The sequence below is a fragment of the Pedobacter gandavensis genome (assembly GCF_032677645.1).
Lineage (GTDB): Bacteria > Bacteroidota > Bacteroidia > Sphingobacteriales > Sphingobacteriaceae > Pedobacter > Pedobacter gandavensis_A.
Window position 1 is genome coordinate 48409 of record NZ_JAVTSB010000012.1, and the last position, 18314, is coordinate 66722.

Here is an 18314-nt window from a genome sequence, read left to right on the forward strand (position 1 = left end):
GTGTATTTACTTAATTTACTTCTGTTTGTTTTTTGTATTTCTTAACGGCGTCAAAGATCGCATTTACAATTTCCGCTTGTCCGCTGGCGGAGTTCATATAGTTCTCTTCTGCGGGATTGGATATAAATCCGATCTCGGTGAGTACGGCTGGCATTCCTACTCTTTGTAAGATCAGAATTCCTTGTTCTTTTACGCCTCTGTTGCCTCTGTTATTTTCGTTTGTGTAGTTGTCCTGGATTAACCGGGCTAATTTTAGGCTCTTATCCCTAAATGTATTTTTAAACAAAGATAGTATAATAAATGTTTCAGGATCATTGGGATCATAGCCATCATAATTTTGCTTGTAGTTTTTCTCTAGCTTGATATCGGCATTTTCTCTGATTGCAACGTCCTGTTCGTTAAGGCGATGCGTTCCGGCAACGAAGGTTTCGGTACCCGCAGTTCCTGTGTTTTTTACATACGCATATTTAGGGATTTTGCGGCCATTCTTACCTTTAGTATAGCCAGATACCACCCTGCGGTCGGGCATGGAATTACAGTGAATAGAAATAAAGATATCTGCTTTTGCGTCATTGGCAATTTCGGCTCTTTTATAAAAGTCGACATCGACATCTGTTTTTCTGGTATACAGGATTTTAATATCCGGAAGGTCTTCTTCGAACTTCTTACCCAGCTTTAGGGCCACCTGGAGGGCCACATTTTTTTCTACGGAGTAGGATCCGGCAGCACCGGGTTTACCACCACCGTGGCCGGCATCGATAACTATGGTTTTAACTTTGTATCCCTGGGAAAAAGCAAACTCTGAACTGATAAATAATAAAACGGCAAATAAGAATACACTTCTTTTCAATCTCATCGGGCTTAACTCTTAATTTTTACTTGTAATCTAATTATCCTTCTATCCTATGTTGATAGCTCTGTATGGCCTTTAACAGGCACCTTGTAATCTCTATTTGTCCGGCTTCTGAGTTCATATAGTCCTCTTCGTCCGGGTTACTGATAAATCCTATTTCTGTTAATATGGCGGGCATTCCTGCTCTTGCCAATACGGCCAGGCTTTTCTCCTGAACGCCACGGTTTACCCTACCTACATTTACGTATTCATCCTGTACCAGTTTCGCCAGTTTCAGGCTTTGGGTACGGAAGGTGTTCTTCATCAAAGATAGGATAATATAATTCTCTGCATTATTAGGGTCAAATCCTTCATAGTTCTCTTTGTAGTTTTCCTCTAGAAAGATCGCTGCATTTTCTCTTTTGATTACCTCATCCTGCTCAGAGATTCTACCCATACCAGATACGAAGGTTTCTACTCCACGGGTGGAAGTACTTTTCCGGTACACGCTTTCCGTAATTGGTATTCTTTTCCCATTTTTTCCTTTGCGGGAACCGGTTACTACGCTGGAGCGGATCATCGGCATATCATTACAATGAATGGAGATAAAAAGATCTGCTTTTGCATTGTTGGCAATCGCGATGCGCTCATAAAGTGGTACAAAAACATCAGTCGACCGGGTATAAATGACTTTTACGTCTTTCATATTGGCTTCAATTGCTGCGCCAAGTCGTAAGGCTGTCTTTAAAGCAACGTCTTTTTCAGTCGAATAAGCCCCTCTTGTAGAGCCGTCTTTACCCCCGTGACCAGCGTCTAAGACGATGGTTTTTATTTTATATTCTTGCGCAAGTGCTTGATAATTAGTGGTTGTAGCTATTATCAAGGAAATAAATACGATCAAAATTGCATTTGGTCTAAGCAATGGCATATTTTTCATTAATTTTGAACGTTTTGGATTAAACATTAATGCAAAAATAACATTCACACACGAATTTGAAACTTTTAAGCGACATCATTTTTTCTAAACGCCTTGTTTTATTGACATTTGTTGGTATTCTGGCATTTGCATCTCCCGGTTTTTCGAGTCCTCAGCAAGTTACTCCGCTTAAGAGACAATCCAATCAGGCACCGATACAACCGCAAGGGAAAAGCACGTCCATACCCAGCGACGTCAAAAACGGACCAATCAGCAGTGATAACAAAAATGCGCCGGGGAAAACCAATCCTCAGGATACGGCGAAGACCAGCGATAAACTCGAATATTCTGCAAAAGATTCTACAAAAGTTAATAAGAAAGATGGCACCGTATATCTATATGGCAGGGCAAGGGTAATTTACCAGGGCCTGGAGCTTGATGCCGATTACATTACTTATAACGACAATACGAAGACTATTTTCGCCAGTGGCGTAAAAAATAAAAAAGGTAAATACGTCGGCAGACCGATCTTTAAGATGCCCGGACAAGGGAATTCTATTGCCGATTCGCTGCGCTACAATACCGAAACCGGTGCCGGAAAAATCTATGGTGTTTTTTCTGAGCAGGAGGGTGGATTCTTCTCCGGAGGTGTGGCCAAAAAGCAACCTGATGATGAGATTCACAGTAAAGGGCAGATCTATAGTACCTGTAATTTACCGCATCCCCATTTTGGACTCCACATTACCAAAGGTATCGTGACCGAAAAACAAATCATTACCGGGCCTGTCTATTTGGAAATAGAAGATATTCCTTTGCCATTGGGACTGCCTTTTGCGTTTTTCCCGAAGCCCAATAAGAAATCTTCCGGAATCATCCTGCCATCTCCCGGAGAGGATTATACCCGTGGGTTTTTCCTGAGAGAAGGGGGTTATTACATTGGTTTTAATGATTACATGGATGCCAAATTATTAGGAACCATTTATACCCGTGGTTCTTATCAGTTAGACCTGACTTCTAACTATACTAAAAGGTATAAGTATAACGGAAATCTGGCCTTATCCTACGGAAGTAACCGTTACGGAATTGAGGGAACGCCAGGCTATACACCGGTAAAAGATTATAGTGTCCGCTGGACTCATAGCCAGAATGCCAATGCAAATCCCGGAAGTACTTTTTCTGCCAATGTAGACATAAAAAGTCAGGGGTATAACAAAAATACTGCCGCCGGGGGGTATTATGACCCGATTCAGTTGTCCCAGAATAACCTGCGCTCTTCTATTGCTTATACCACAATGCTCGCAAACGGGTTGTTTAACCTTTCTACGGCAGCTTCCGTTGATCAGGATATTTCCAAAGGGACAACCACCTTGCAGTTGCCGGATATGAACTTAGCAATGACCCGGAATATTTATCCTTTTGCTTCCAAAAATAGTGTGGGAGATCCAAAATGGTATGAGAAGATTTCTGTGGGCTATACCATGCAAAGTTCCAACTCTGTATCTGCGAGCGATAGCACATTATTTAAAAGAGAAACACTGAATAAGTTCAGAAACGGGGTGCAACATAATATTCCGATTTCCATGAACTTTAATGTGCTGGAGTATTTCAACTTTAATACCAGTATCAATTATACCGAACGCTGGCATTTCCAGTCGATCAGAAAAGAGTTTATGAAAGCAACCGGTGGTGGCGATGATTTAGTGAAGATCGATACGATTCCGGGCTTTAACCGGTATGGCACTTACACAATAGGTGGTGGTGTGACCACTAAAATATACTCTACGGCACAATTTTCAAACTTAGGCAAGCTGAAAGCGATCAGGCATGTGATGACGCCTTATGCGAACTTTGGATATACACCGAATTTTGCAGATCCTAAATACGGGAACTATCTTCCTGCAAAATATGTAGGAACTGATGAAGTGGTAAAGGATAAAGATGGCAAGCCTTTATATTATGCGAAACAGGAAGGTTTACTTTATGGGGCTCCATCAACCGGAAGCTCTGCCACCATCAGTTTTGGTATCGGGAATAATGTAGAAGCAAAGGTTTTAGTGCCTAATGATACCACCGGAAAAGGAGAAAAGAAAGTACCGCTGATCAACAATTTATCCATTGGTTCCTCCTATAACCTACTGGCAAAGAAACGTAAATTAGCTGATTTCAGTATTAGTGGAAGTACGCCGTTTTCTGACAAGTTTCAGGTGAATTATCAGGCGCGATTGAATCCTTATGTGGTTGGAGATACCATCATTAATGGTGTGAGTCAGCCGATTTTAACGGAAACCTATACCTGGCAAAGAGGAAGGTTACCACGTGCAACTTCCTTCGGTTTCTCTTTTGACTACAGTTTGAACCCGGAAGCCTTAAAACGTAAAAATGATACGGAGCAGGATCGTAAGATGGATGCCATTCAAAAAGGAATGACTCCGGAGCAAGCGGAAGCCCTGGCAAAAGTAAGCAGGGACCCTAATGCCTTTGTCGACTTTAAAATTCCATGGAACTTTGCTTTCCGATATAGCTTTGACTACAGTACCGATGATGTGGGTAGAAACAGAAGAATCACCAATAGTCTTTCTTTTAACGGAGACGCCAATATCACGCCAAAATGGAAGGTAACTTTTGACTCTGGCTGGAACTTCGATACCAATAGTTTTCAAATGACCAGGTTTGGTATTTACCGCGACCTGCATTGCTGGGACATGAGTTTCAGTTGGATTCCTTTTGGAACGTATCAAATGTATTCGGTAGATATTAAAGTTAAAGCTTCGGTATTACAGGATCTGAAACTGAGCAAAAGAAAGAATTACTATACGAGATATTAAACCCCTTCATATGCTGGCAGAAATTATTACCATAGGCGATGAGATTCTTATCGGCCAGATTGTGGATACCAATTCCGCCTGGATGGCGAAACAGCTGAACCAGATTGGCATGAAAGTGAAACAGATCACTTCGGTTTCCGATGATGCCGATCATATTATGGAGGCACTCCGACTGGCAGAAAGCAGGGCTGATGTGATTCTGATGACCGGCGGATTAGGCCCTACCAAAGACGATATCACCAAGGTTACCCTCGCTAAATATTTCAATATGGGGTTCCGCAGAGATGAAGAAACCCTGGCACATGTGTCGGAAATTTTTGAACGGCTGAACCGCCCGATGATTGAGCTCAACAGAAAGCAGGCAGACGTTCCGGATGGTTGTACTGTCATTAAGAATAAAAACGGGACAGCGCCATGTATGTGGTTCGAAGAACATGGAAAGATCTTTGTATCGATGCCCGGCGTTCCTTTCGAAATGATGTACCTGATGGATGATGAAATCCTGCCAAGGATTAAAGCGGCTTTCAAACTGCCTGTTATTTACCATAAAACCATTCTGACTTCCGGCCTCGGGGAATCCTTCCTGGCCATGGAAATTGAAGACATCGAAAACAGCTTACCGGATACGATAAAACTGGCCTATCTGCCTAAATTAGGACAAGTGCGCCTGCGTTTAAGTACCACCGGCGAAGAAGAAGCACCACTTAAAGCAGCAGTAGATTTTTATGCACAGCAGATCATCGCCAGGATAAAAAACCATGTGGTTGCTGAAGAAGATATTGCCCTGGAAAAGGTTATTCTGAACTTTATGGAGCAAAGGAAACTGACGCTTTCTACGGCAGAAAGTTGTACCGGAGGCTATATTGCCCACCTGATCACCCAACATCCCGGCTGCTCTTCTGTCTATGAAGGTGGTGCGGTTACCTATTCTTACGACCTTAAAATGTCGCTGCTTGGTGTTCAGGCAGAAACATTGGCCAAATTTGGCGCGGTTAGTGAAGAAACGGTAAAAGAAATGGCGGTTGGTGCAATTAAAAATTTTAAAACAGACTATGCGGTTGCCGTGAGTGGCATCGCTGGTCCGGATGGCGGAATGCCGGATAAGCCGGTTGGAACTGTCTGGATTGCAGTAGCTCATGCCAAAGGCGTGGTGTCTAAAGTTTTTAGCTTCGGCAACAAAAGAACACAGAATATTGAGCGGTCGGCAGCAGCTGCGCTATCAATGATTTTGAATGAACTCAGGCAACATGAGGATTAAGTGTCCGAAATACTTTACTTTTGTACCTGTTACCAATTAGAAAATAAAAAATGGCTCAATACGAATTATTGTTACCTAAAATGGGGGAGAGCGTTGCGGAAGCAACCATTATCAAATGGCTTAAACAACCAGGAGATATGATAGAATTGGATGATACGATTTTAGAAATAGCTACGGATAAGGTGGATTCTGAAGTTCCATCACCAATTGCCGGCAAGTTAATTAAGCAGTTATTTACAGAAGATGAGGTAGTTCAGGTAGGTGCAGTAATTGCAATTATTGAAACAGATGCCAATGCTGTAGCTACACCAGTAGCGGAAGCTGGCGTTGTCGAAACTGCGGTTCCACAAAATCATGAGGATGCCGTTTTAGCACAAATTCCAGGTACAGAACAGTTGTTGTCAAATGAGCACACTGAGGAGGCGCTTAGCGCAAGCTCAGATCGTTTTTATTCTCCTTTGGTGAAGAATATCGCCGCTCAGGAAAATATCGCAGTGACAGAGCTGGATCGCATTACAGGAACAGGAGCAGAAGGCCGCTTAACAAAAGACGATCTTTTAAACTATATACAACAAAAAGCAAGTGGTACGGTGAAAACTGCAACTACTCCGGTAGCACAGGCTCCGGCCCCGGTTGCTCCGGCAGCCGCTCCGGCAACACCAGTTTCGGCTGCGCCGGTAAACGGGAATCAGTCAACTCCAAAAGCAGCGCCTTCGGTTAGCATTAGCGGTGGTGACGAGATCATTGAAATGGACAGGATGCGTCGTCTCATTGCAGATCATATGATCATGAGCGTTCAGACTGCTCCACACGTAACTTCTTTCGTAGAAGCCGATGTAACCAATATGGTGATGTGGCGCGAAAAAGTGAAACGTCCTTTTGAAAAACGTGAAAATGAAAAGATCACTTTTACGCCGATCTTCATTGAAGCAGTAACTAAAGCCATCAAAGATTTCCCAATGATCAATGTATCCGTTAATGGGACACAAATCATCAAGAAAAGAGATATTAATATCGGTATGGCAGCAGCCTTGCCAAGTGGTAACCTGATTGTACCGGTGATCAAAAATGCAGATCAGATGAACCTCTTAGGTTTAACAAAATCTGTAAATGACCTGGCGGTACGTGCCCGTACTTCTAAACTAAAACCAGACGAAACACAAGGTGGTACATTCACCCTGACTAACGTTGGTTCTTTTGGAAACGTGATGGGAACGCCAATCATTAACCAGCCTCAGGTAGCTATTTTAGCAGTAGGTGCCATTAAAAAGAAACCAGCAGTACTGGAAACAGAATACGGTGATGTGATTGCGATCCGTCACATGATGTTCCTTTCCCTGTCTTACGACCATAGGGTAGTAGATGGTTCTTTAGGTGGATCATTTGTTCGCCGTGTGGCAGATTACCTGGAAAACTGGGACGTCAACAGAGAAATTTAATCAGAAGCTTTTAATACAGCATCATATCCGGTTCTAAAATAAACCTTTTTTAACCGGACAAAACTTCCTTATATGAAAAAGGCCCCGAATTCCGGGGCCTTTTTGCAATCAAAACAAAAACTAATACTAGTTAAAAAACACTTCCTCTTCGGTTACAGTTTGTACCTGTTGTTCCGTATAAGTATACCTTCCGGTATGGGCAATAAATATCTCTTTTTGCTCTAGCAAAGAACGGTTTTCCAATAAAGTTTTCAGGCTGATGCTACCGATTACATATTTGTAATCCTGACGGGCAAAGCGCTCTACAATATTCTCTACTTTCAATTGCGCTAAAGTATCTTCATTTGAATAACGCAGGTAAACTTCAATGTTCACGTTATCGGTATGGATCAAACCATTTTGCTGATGGAATTTTTTATACTCATAACGGTAATCATATCTTAAGGCAGCAATGTCGGAAAGTACAGCAGCACCTGTTGGGTGACCACCAGCGCCTTTACCGAAAAAGAACTGCTTATCAGCGAAAGCTGCCTGAACAGTTACGCCATTGTATTCATTTTCTACATTGAAAAGGAAATCATCAGATTTCACAAACTTCGGCAATACATACGTTACCACTTGTTTGGTACTGATTTTACGTGCTGTAGGAACCAGTTTAATCTTGAAGTTTTTCTCTTTTGCATATCTGATGTCATCGTCATTCAGGTTCTGAATACCAATGTTCAGGATATCTTCCGGACGGATAAACAAACCATAAGCATGCGCAGTAGCGATCGCCAGCTTGAATTTCGGATCGTAACCACCCACATCCATAATCGGATCAGTTTCTGCGAAACCAAGGTCCTGAGCCTGCTTTAAAGCAACGCCATATTCCATGTTCTCATTGAAAATCTTAGAAAGAATATAGTTTGAAGAACCGTTAAAGATTCCGCTGATGCCATGTAGCAATTCATTGTTATAGTATTCTTCCAGATTTCTGATGATTGGAATACTTCCACATACTGCAGCTTCATACAATAAAGATACCCCATGTTTTGCCTGCAATTCTACCAGTTCAGCAAGGTGATTGGCAATCATTTTCTTATTGGCAGAAACTACGTTTTTACCGCTGATCAATGCGCGTTTGGTAATGATATACGCTGCATCTGCATCATCAATTAATTCTACGATGGTATTGATTTCTTCGTTATTCAGGATTTCGTCGTGATCGGTAGTGAAAAGATGCGCGTCTAAACTGCGTTTCTTTTCCGGATTTTTGATAGCGATTTTAATGATCTCCAGGTTCAGATCCTGACCACGAATGATATCATGTAATCCCTGACCTACTACCCCAAATCCAAATAAACCAATTTTAAGTTTCTTGCTCATCTATCTAAGTACTATGCTGTTTTATGTAATTTAATTATTTTCTTGTTTGTGCTTTCTTTAAGGAAGTTCCCGATCACATTGGTTAAAACATCCGTTTCAATCAGGAATCCATCATGACCATAAGCAGATTTTACGCTGTAAAACTCCGCATCAGGAATGTGTTTGCTCAGGAACTGTTGTTCAGAAATCGGGAATAATACGTCGTTTTCTATCCCGATAACTAAGGTGTTGGCTTTAATAGAACCTAGCGCATCTGTAATGCTGGTTCTGTTTCTACCTACATTGTGACTGTCCATCGCTTTGCTCAGGTACCAGTAACTATAGGCGTTGAAGCGGTTACAAAGCTTTTCGCCCTGGTAGTTTTGGTAAGAAGAAGCGCGGAAAGAGCCGGTTTTTTCATTTACACTCTCTAATTGAGTAGCGGTATACGCATCGTAACTGCGGTAAGACAATAAAGCGATGCTACGTGCAGTTTTTAAGCCTTTTAATCCACCATCAGGTTTGTTGGCGTAAAAACTTCTATCGGAGCTAATGGCCAAACGCTGACTTTCATTGAAAGCAATGCCCCAAGGGGAATGTACTGCGTTGGTCGCTACCAGGATCAGGTTTTGTATGGTTGAGGGCTCTTCAATAGCCCATTCTACGGCTTGCTGGCCACCCAATGATCCGCCAATAAGTACTTTAATCTCTTCAATACCCAAATGCGCCGCCAGTAAACGGTGTGCCGCCACCATATCACGGATGGTTACTTCCGGGAAAGCCAGGTAATAAGGCAATCCGGTGGTTGGGTTTATGCTTAATGGACTCGTGCTGCCATAGTGGGAGCTCAATACATTGGCGCAAATGATAAAATGTTCTTCCGGATTAAACAGGTCATTGTTTCCAAACAGACCTTTCCACCAATCCAATACGTCTGCATTGGCTGTCAACGCGTGACAAGCCCAGATCACATTGTCTTTTTTGGCGTTTAATTTTCCATACGTCTGGTAGGCAAGCTCGACTTTGCGCAATTTCTTGCCGCTTTCAAGCTTGAAAACTTTTGTGTGGGTATAAGTGGAGGTAGTGCTCATTGTGATGCTTTGGTCGTGAGGTTATTATTTAGCGGAAATGATGGCAAATGCCTGTTCAAAATCTGCTTTGATATCGTCAATATGCTCGATGCCTACAGAAACGCGCAATAGGTTTGGTGTAACACCCGCGCTGATTTGTTCTGCTTCGCTCAGTTGTTGGTGCGTGGTTGCCGCAGGCTGAATAATCAGCGTTTTTGCATCACCAACGTTGGCTACATGGCTCACTAATTTCAGGGAATCAACCAATGTTGTGGCCTGTGTTTTCTCGCCATGAAGTTCAAATGAAAGTACCGCACCGAAACCATTTTGCAGGTATTTCTTCGCGTTAGCATGGTAAGGGCTGCTTTCTAAACCTGGATAGTTCACTTTTTTCACTGCTTCATGGTTTTCTAACCAGGTAGCTAAGGCCAAAGCATTGTCTACATGGCGTTGCACACGCAGGGAAAGTGTTTCTAGTCCCTGAATTAACAGGAAGGAGTTGAAAGGAGATAGGGCCGGACCGAAATCTCTAAGACCTTCTACACGGGCACGGATGGCGAATTGTATGTTGCCAAATGGGCCACCGATGCCAAAAACATCGTTAAATACCAATCCGTTGTAACCTTCCGAAGGATCTGTAAATTGCTTGAATTTACCATTACCCCAGTTGTAATTTCCACCGTCTACGATGACGCCACCAACACTGGTACCATGACCGCCGATCCATTTGGTAGCCGATTGAACCACCACATGAGCGCCATGCTCCAATGGACGGAACAAATAACCAGCTGCACCGAAGGTATTGTCTACAATTAATGGCAGACCATGTTTGTTGGCAATGGCTGATATTTTTTCGAAGTCAGCAATGCTGAAAGATGGGTTACCGATACTTTCTAAATAAAGTGCTTTCGTATTGGCGTCGATTTTTGCTTCAAAATCTGAGGCATCATCGCCATTGGCGAATTTCACTTCGATACCTAATCGTTTGAAAGCAACTTTAAACTGGTTGTAAGAACCACCATATAAATGTGAGGAAGAAACGAAGTTGTCGCCAGCTTCCAGAATATTGTTTAATGCGATAAATTGAGCGGCCATTCCTGAGCCTACCGCTACTGCGGCTACACCACCTTCTAATGCTGCCACACGTTTTTCGAAAACGTCTGTGGTTGGGTTCATGATCCGGGTGTAGATATTACCAAATTCCTTTAAAGCGAACAGGTTTGCACCATGCTCAGAATTCTTGAATCCATAAGAAGTTGTCTGGTATATAGGTACTGCTCTTGAGCCTGTTGTAGGGTCAACTTCTTGTCCTGCGTGTATTTGTAAAGTTTCGAATTTATGGTTGGTTGACATGTGGTCTCGATTTAAATGGTTGGCGAATAAGGGTTTAAGTATTCCAGGTCCTGAGGTTAAATCAAGATTGGATATAGGCATATAGCGTACCTCTGTGGAGGCCTTCCGGATGGATCAAGAATGCAAAAGGAAGATTTTTGAATTTATCGCATGCAACAGCACATACAAATTGTACGCTGCTTACTACAATAATTAGAATAATCCGAGGTGTTGTTAACTGTTTTCATTGTCTTAATTTATCTCTCCAGAACGCACCATGCGAACCGGTCAGGAATTGGCACCTTCTCCATTTTGGGAGGGTTGCCAGTGGGTCAAAGAGCCTGTCTCTCGCCACTTCTTTATAAATCAAAACCAGCCTTTTGGGAGGTGATGACTTGAATAGCTTTCGCTAAGAATAATCCAAATGTAGGGTTAAGTCACAAAATAACCAAAATATAATTCTGATTATTTTGTAATTAACTGATTTGTAAGGTAATAAAATGATATTATTGCGCTATATAGGTATAGTGTTTTTCTGTTTTTAACCTAAAGCTTGCTTGAAATCTGCGATTAGATCATCTATGTGTTCTAGTCCTACAGATATCCGAATTAAATTTTGTGGGGTTTTGGTATCTGGCCCTTCAACTGAGGCGCGATGCTCAATCAGGCTTTCTACGCCACCCAGACTGGTTGCCTGTGCAAATAACCGGACTGTATTTACTACTCTCCGCGCCTCAGCGGCACCACCATGGACTAAAATTGACAACATACCACCAAAACCGCTCATTTGTTGTCTGGCGATATCATGTTGGGGATGTGTCGATAATCCTGGATAGAATACGGCTTCTACTTTAGGATGTTTTTCCAGGTAAAGGGCAAGGGCCATGCCGTTTTCGCAATGGCCACGCATGCGGTAAGGCAGGGTTTTGATGCTTCTCAGTAGTAAAAAGCAGTCGAATGGGGATGGAACTGCACCACCAATCTGCTGGATGTTCCTAACTTTTTCCCAGAATGGGGTCATTTTAGCGGTGGTTAAAGCACCACCCAGCACATCACTATGTCCGCCGATATATTTAGTCGTAGAATGCATCACGATATCTGCCCCTAATGCAATCGGGTTTTGTAAACAAGGGGAGGCAAAAGTACTGTCGCAAGCCAACAGGAGGTTATGCTGTTTGGCAATTGCAGAAACTGCTGCCAGGTCTGTGATTTTCAATAAAGGGTTAGAAGGTGTTTCTACCCAGATCATCACGGTATTTTCTTTGATATAGGCGGCGATTCCCGCAATATCCGTCAGGTCGATAAAATCTATGGTTAAGGTATCTGCAAAGATGGATTGCAGTTGTTTTTTAAAACCCCAGTACATATCGTCAGGAGCGATGATATGACTACCTGGTGCTAAGGCCTGAAAAAGGGACATCCCTGCGGTGTTCCCGGAAGAAAATGCGCAGGTATCTGCACCATTTTCCAGATCTGTTAAAACTTTTTCTAAAGCAGAGCGATTCGGGTTACTGACACGGCTGTACATATGTCCGCCAGAATAGCCACCATCTTCATCTCTGAAATAGGTTGTGGACAAATTAATAGGCGGTGTGACATCGCCAGTAGCGGATTTATACAAATTTCCGGAATGTATTGCTAAAGTTTCTGCTTTCATTTTCAGTAGGATAAATAGTTAATCAGGGATCTGAATCCCACAATGCTAAAGGTAAAAATTATTCTGAGGAAGTTTTGGCAAGATTTATGTAATTGAAAGGTCACAAGGAGTTATATGGTAAAAAGTACATTTTTGTCAGTTAGCTTCAGAAGATGAAAAAAAGTTAAACAAATAATAAAAAAGATTGATATGAAAAAAATATTCCTGATCGCAGCCATTTTATGCAGTTCATTAATGGTATTGCAAAGCTGCTCTCCAAAAGGTGGTTCTGGTACTGAAGTGGTAAAAAGAGGTGATGTGACTGGTACATGGGTATTAAATGATATCACTTACGAAGGTATTCCTGAGGCTTCAGTAAAAACATTATTTGGCGAAGCTGCGCCGAGCTGCTTTGTAGGTGGTACCTGGAGGTTAACAAATAGCGGTAATGGAAATTACAGCATCCCTGGTGGTGGCAATTGCGCAGCAAAAGTACAGTCAATTTACTGGTCTGCAAGCGTACCTGATCAGACTTTTCAGTTCAAGAAAATATACGAAGGTGATAAAGCTAAAAACGTAACTGAAGGTTACCGTTTAGTTCTTTCTACTTCTTCAAAAGAATCATTGGTGATCAAATCACCAGTAGAATATGGTAATACTACAGCTTACATTGTGTTGCACTTCACGAAAGCAGTAAAATAAATTTTTGGTTTAAATTTGGTTTAGGTTGAAGGGACTCGTGGTTGGGTCCCTTTTTTGTGCTTAAAAAACCCTAATTTTGCGGCATTAAGGGAATACTATGATGTCAGACCTGATTATACTCTGTATAGTCTCTTTTTTTGCCGGTTTTATAGATGCGATTGTTGGTGGAGGTGGATTGTTGCAAACCCCTGCGATCATGATTGTATTGCCACAATATTCGGTGGCCACCCTTTTTGGAACCACAAAAATCCCTTCTCTTTCCGGAACTGCATTTGCAGCATGGAAATACTCCCAAAATGTAAAACTGAACTGGCCATTGCTTATTTATATTGCTATTGCGGCATTTATAGGGGCAGTTTTGGGTGCGCACAGCATTACGCTGATCGATAATACCATCATCAAGCCTATTGTTTTCGGGATTTTGATCCTGGTTGCGGTTTATACTTATTTCAATAAACAATTCGGCGTACATCAGGAAAAGGAACATACGGTATTGCAGCAGGTGCTTATCGGATTGTTGTTCGGTTTTACCATCGGATTTTATGATGGTTTAATTGGCCCGGGAACCGGCACCTTTTTTATCCTCGCCTTTATTGCTTTAATGGGCTACGACTTCCTGCATGCCAGTGCTAGTGCAAAGTTGATCAATATGGCGACCAATATCGCAGCCATCTGCTATTTTGGAAGCACCGGGCATATCCTTTATGAATTTGCCATTCCAATGGCTTTTTGTAATGTGGGAGGCTCTTTTTTAGGAACTAAACTTGCCCTGTTGAAAGGCAATAAATTTATACGCATCTTTTTTTTACTAGTGGTTTTCGGGACGATCCTGAGGTTTGCTTATGATATTTTTATCAAAGCATAATTGTTGTTTTATGGTTTTGAAAAGCACATTGTCTTTTCCGGACCCAATTGATATTTAATGAAAAAGAATAAGATTTTTGTGTTCGCGATTTTGATTTTTGGTTTATTGATCGCTGTTTTCGCCTTTGGTTTATCTACGATTAAGACGGATGTTGCGGTAAGAAGACCGGTTAATTTCCCTGCAATTGTTCAGCAGGGCCCTGCTTTAACGGTTGAAGGGGTTACCCTTGGGCAAAAGTTATTTGATGATGCACTGCTTTCTAAAAACGGAAAGGTGGCCTGTGCTTCCTGTCACAATCAGACGGATGGTTATGCCAGTAAAGGAATAAAAATCAATCCGGGGGTAAATGAAGATATCCTTGGGACAAAAAACACCCCTGCATTGATGAACCTGCAATGGAAGACTTCGTTTTTCAGGGATGGTAGAGAATCACATTTGCGCAATACGGCGATTAATGCCTTAACGAGCCCGGCAGAAATGGGGGAGACCATGGATAATGTGGTTGGAAAATTGAACAATTCGCCGATATATAAGCATTATTTTAAGTCGGTTTTAGGCGTTGATACCATTCAGGAGCGCGACGTAACCGGAGTGATCGAGCAATATTTATTGTCGCTGGTCTCTGCAAATTCACGTTACGACAAACTGGTGGTTAAGCAAGAAAACACCTTTACACCAGCCGAATTGGATGGTTTGAGGCTTTTTAAAGAAAAATGTGCGACTTGTCATTCGGGAGATTTGTTTACCGATGAGTCTTTACGAAATATCGGTACGGCCACTGCAAATGATCCGGTGAAAAAGTTTAAAGTACCTTCTTTAAGAAATATCGCGGTAACCGCTCCTTATTTTCATGATGGACGTTTTAAAACTTTAGAAGAGGTAATGCAACATTATGCTACTGGTGTGCATGCGGAAAAGGATTTAGACCCTTTGATGCAGACCAATGGGAAAGCGGGGATTCCGTTGACAGATCCGGAGCAGAAAAAGGTGGTCGCGTTTTTGAAAACTTTAACGGACGATGCTTTTATCAATAAGATGACGCTTCAATAGTTTTTTGTATATTGCTATAATGAAAATATCCATTCCTGAACATCAGGAATGGATATTTTGTTTTAAAATGGATTTTTCATTTCGTTTTGACTGGCAGTTGTGCTTTGTTTTATGGGGGCCTTGACAGGCTTCTGGCGCGGGGCTGGTGGGGCCTTGTAGGGCCTGCAGCCCTTGCAATAACCGCTTTGCGCCCTCACATTGTTTTTTCATCCGTTGATCAGGTCAAATCGGTTCACAGGGTCTTCCGGTTGTCTTCTCGCTACCTTCACGTTGTCTTCCGCAGACAAGCAATCCCTCCGGGTTGCTCTTTTACATAATGCTGACAGCTAAAACCAGTTAAAAAACGGGTTTATGGTGATTTTATACTACTTTTGTTCATGATGAGGCCATTCTTTATATGCGCCTGTCTTTTTACATTTGTACCATTATCTCATTATACATGGATGCTAATTCAACGCTGGCTTTAGTGCTTAACGACAATGATTTGTCTGCCGAACTTAAAGCAATAGCAAATAAAGTACAGAATCAGGAAAGAATCACCTTCGATGAAGGCGTTTATCTTTATGAACATGCCGAACTAGGTTATCTAGGTGTTTTGGCCAACTATATCAGGGAGCAAAAACACGGCGATAAAACCTATTTCAACCGCAATTTTCATATTGAGCCAACCAATGTTTGCGTGTACGACTGCAAATTTTGTTCTTATTCCCGTTTGATTAAACAAAAGGAAGAAGGATGGGAAATGAGCGTAGATGGCATGATGGATGTGCTTAAAAAGTACGACAATGAGCCGGTTACGGAAGTTCATATCACTGGTGGTGTAGTTCCAAAACAAAATCTGGCGTTCTACAGCGATTTCTTTAGAAAAGCGAAAGCACATCGTCCGGATTTACACATCAAAGCATTAACTCCGGTAGAGTATTATTACATCTTCAAAAAGGCGAAATTAACGCATTATGAAGGCATGAAATATTTGCAGGAAGCTGGTCTGGATTCTATGCCAGGTGGTGGTGCAGAGATTTTCCATCCGGAAGTAAGAGAAAAAATTGCACACGATAAATGTAATGCAGAACAGTGGCTGGATATTCATGAGCAAGCGCATAAGCTGGGCATGAAAACCAATGCAACGATGCTTTACGGACATATAGAAGAGTTTTGGCACCGGGTTGACCATATGGAACGCCTGCGTCAGCAACAAGATAAATCAGGAGGTTTCCAGGCTTTTATTCCATTGAAATTCAGAAATCAGAACAACCAGATGGACCACGTGCCTGAGGTTTCTGTGATCGAAGATTTAAGAAATTACGCCATTGCAAGGATTTACCTGGATAATTTTGACCATATCAAGGCCTACTGGGCGATGATTAGCCGTCAGACTGCACAGCTTTCCCTGAACTTTGGGGTAGATGATATTGATGGTACTTTAGATGATACCACCAAAATTTACTCGATGGCAGGGGCAGAAGAACAGCATCCAGCGATGAATACGGAAGAATTGGTGAACCTGATCAAACAGGTAAACCGTAAGCCGATAGAAAGAGATACCCTTTATAATGTAGTAACCGATTATACAGACGTTGTTTTTGAAGGGGAAGTGAAACCACAGTATTATAAATTGCCGGTCATCAATTAATGGAGAAAGAACTATATATCATCAGACATGGTGAAACCGATTTAAATAAACAGGGAATTGTACAGGGAAGAGGGATTAACAGTGATCTAAATGATACCGGAAGGGCACAGGCAGCGGCATTTTATGCCATGTACAAGGATGTTCCTTTTGATAAAGTTTACACTTCTTCGTTAAAGCGCACGCACCAAACCGTTAAAGGTTTTATCGATGCGGGTTTGCCATGGGAACAATTGTCTGGTTTGGATGAGCTGGCCTGGGGTATATGGGAAGGAAAAACCAATGATGAACACGCCATTGCTGCTTTTAAAGGCATGATGGAAAAGTGGCAGGCTGGTGATTTCGATAGTCATTTTGAAGGCGGCGAAAGTCCGAATCAAGTGAAAATCCGCCTTCAGGAAGCGTTAGACGTGATTGTGAAGGCTCCTAACGAGAAAAAGGTACTGATCTGTATGCATGGAAGAGCGATGCGATTATTGCTTTGCCTGCTTACCGGCAAGCCATTAAACGAGATGACCGATTTCCCGCATCAGAATACGACGCTCTATAAAGTCGATTTGAACGATGGTCAGTTTACGATCATGGAGTTCAATAATACGGATCATTTAAAATCATTTCCAATTGAATAAGATTAAGATTTCCGCAGTTTCTTATACCAATACCAAGCCTTTTATTTATGGTATTGCCCATACAGAACTGATGGATAAAATAGATTTAAGTTTAGATATTCCTACGGATTGTGCCGCCAAATTGATTAACAATCAGGTGGATATCGGTCTGATTCCAGTTGCGGCTATCCCTCTAGTGCCCAACGCAAATATCGTTTCCGATTATTGTATAGGCTCTGTAGGCGCGGTAAATTCCGTCTTTGTGTTTAGCAATGTTCCGGTTTCGGAGATTAAAACGGTAAAGCTGGATAGTCATTCCCGCACTTCCAATAATCTGGCTAAGGTATTACTGAAATTCCATTGGAAACAGGAGGTCAGTTTTACCAATGATCTGAATGCAGAAACGGATGCCATGGTTTTAATCGGCGACCGTACTTTCGGCAAGAAATCTAACTACGCTTATGTCTATGATATGGGCGAAGAGTGGATGAAATTTACCGGTTTGCCTTTCGTATATGCGGCATGGGTGGCCAATAAAACGATTCCTGAGGAATTTATTGCGGAGTTTAACCAGTCGCTGGCTTATGGCCTTTCCCGTCGCGGAGAATTGTTAAAGGAATTGCCTGAAATCGCAGATTTTGATATGGAAGATTACCTGTTTCATAAGCTGGATTTTGAACTCACGAGTAAAAAATGCGAAGCATTGAACTTGTTCTTATCCTATATAGAACAATTGTAAAATTTATAGTTTTCAACAAACCTTAAAGGTTAGCCATTCAGGTACTATCTTTACGGTTTTGTAAA

Annotated in this window: 15 protein-coding genes and 1 riboswitch; of the genes, 9 read left to right on the forward strand and 6 right to left on the reverse strand. The window is 42.0% G+C overall.

The genetic code is table 11. The features are described from left to right. Positions 1 to 10: 10 nt before the first annotated feature. Both R2Q66_RS19265 and R2Q66_RS19270 read right to left on the reverse strand, forming a co-directional pair. Entirely contained in the window at positions 11 to 856 is an 846-nt protein-coding gene (locus R2Q66_RS19265; RefSeq protein ID WP_316752114.1) for an N-acetylmuramoyl-L-alanine amidase, read from the reverse strand. A gap of 34 nt (positions 857 to 890) precedes the next feature. After that, entirely contained in the window at positions 891 to 1769 is an 879-nt protein-coding gene (locus R2Q66_RS19270; RefSeq protein WP_410479442.1) for an N-acetylmuramoyl-L-alanine amidase family protein, read from the reverse strand. Between the two features lie 56 nt (positions 1770 to 1825). Between R2Q66_RS19270 and R2Q66_RS19275 the strand changes: the two genes are divergently transcribed. From R2Q66_RS19275 to R2Q66_RS19285, 3 genes are read left to right on the forward strand one after another with little or no spacing between them, the layout of a single operon-like run. After that, a complete protein-coding gene (locus R2Q66_RS19275) occupies positions 1826 to 4573 on the forward strand; it encodes a putative LPS assembly protein LptD (protein ID WP_316752116.1) in 2748 nt (915 codons plus the stop codon). A gap of 10 nt (positions 4574 to 4583) precedes the next feature. Beyond that, positions 4584 to 5831, forward strand: a complete 1248-nt coding sequence (locus tag R2Q66_RS19280; RefSeq protein ID WP_316752117.1) for a competence/damage-inducible protein A — start codon at positions 4584 to 4586, stop codon at positions 5829 to 5831. Between the two features lie 50 nt (positions 5832 to 5881). Beyond that, positions 5882 to 7270, forward strand: a complete 1389-nt coding sequence (locus R2Q66_RS19285) for a dihydrolipoamide acetyltransferase family protein (protein ID WP_316752119.1) — start codon at positions 5882 to 5884, stop codon at positions 7268 to 7270. Positions 7271 to 7396: 126 nt separating this feature from the next. Here R2Q66_RS19285 and R2Q66_RS19290 read toward each other — a convergent pair whose 3' ends face one another. From R2Q66_RS19290 to R2Q66_RS19305, 4 genes are all read right to left on the reverse strand, one after another. Beyond that, the gene (locus R2Q66_RS19290) at positions 7397 to 8638 is read right to left on the reverse strand and encodes a homoserine dehydrogenase (RefSeq protein ID WP_316752122.1); all 1242 of its coding nucleotides are present in this window, start codon (positions 8636 to 8638) and stop codon (positions 7397 to 7399) included. A gap of 11 nt (positions 8639 to 8649) precedes the next feature. Then, entirely contained in the window at positions 8650 to 9708 is a 1059-nt protein-coding gene (gene metX, locus R2Q66_RS19295; RefSeq protein WP_316752125.1) for an alpha/beta fold hydrolase, read from the reverse strand. A gap of 24 nt (positions 9709 to 9732) precedes the next feature. Further along, a complete protein-coding gene (locus R2Q66_RS19300) occupies positions 9733 to 11040 on the reverse strand; it encodes an O-acetylhomoserine aminocarboxypropyltransferase/cysteine synthase (protein ID WP_316752127.1) in 1308 nt (435 codons plus the stop codon). 233 nt (positions 11041 to 11273) lie between these two features. After that, a riboswitch (SAM riboswitch) is annotated at positions 11274 to 11387 on the reverse strand. 173 nt (positions 11388 to 11560) lie between these two features. Then, positions 11561 to 12676: a trans-sulfuration enzyme family protein gene (locus R2Q66_RS19305; protein WP_316752129.1), complete on the reverse strand. Its 1116-nt coding sequence runs from the start codon at positions 12674 to 12676 to the stop codon at positions 11561 to 11563. 189 nt (positions 12677 to 12865) lie between these two features. Here R2Q66_RS19305 and R2Q66_RS19310 point away from each other — a divergent pair, with 189 nt between their 5' ends. The 6 genes from R2Q66_RS19310 (at position 12866) to R2Q66_RS19335 (ending at position 18249) form a co-directional block, all read left to right on the forward strand. Continuing rightward, complete coding sequence (locus tag R2Q66_RS19310; protein WP_316752131.1) at positions 12866 to 13357, forward strand: lipocalin family protein; 492 nt, start codon at positions 12866 to 12868, stop codon at positions 13355 to 13357. A 97-nt stretch (positions 13358 to 13454) separates the two neighbouring features. Continuing rightward, positions 13455 to 14222, forward strand: coding sequence for a sulfite exporter TauE/SafE family protein (locus R2Q66_RS19315; RefSeq protein ID WP_316752134.1), 768 nt, complete (start codon positions 13455 to 13457; stop codon positions 14220 to 14222). Between the two features lie 57 nt (positions 14223 to 14279). Next, complete coding sequence (locus R2Q66_RS19320; RefSeq protein ID WP_316752136.1) at positions 14280 to 15272, forward strand: cytochrome-c peroxidase; 993 nt, start codon at positions 14280 to 14282, stop codon at positions 15270 to 15272. A gap of 439 nt (positions 15273 to 15711) precedes the next feature. Beyond that, a complete protein-coding gene (gene mqnE, locus R2Q66_RS19325; RefSeq protein ID WP_316752138.1) occupies positions 15712 to 16905 on the forward strand; it encodes an aminofutalosine synthase MqnE in 1194 nt (397 codons plus the stop codon). Then, positions 16905 to 17531 (forward strand): histidine phosphatase family protein, encoded by a 627-nt coding sequence (locus R2Q66_RS19330; RefSeq protein ID WP_316752142.1) that lies wholly within the window; start codon positions 16905 to 16907, stop codon positions 17529 to 17531. The genes mqnE and R2Q66_RS19330 overlap by 1 nt, the downstream gene beginning before the upstream one ends. Next, a complete protein-coding gene (locus R2Q66_RS19335) occupies positions 17524 to 18249 on the forward strand; it encodes a menaquinone biosynthesis protein (RefSeq protein WP_316752144.1) in 726 nt (241 codons plus the stop codon). The genes R2Q66_RS19330 and R2Q66_RS19335 overlap by 8 nt, the downstream gene beginning before the upstream one ends. Positions 18250 to 18314: the final 65 nt, after the last annotated feature.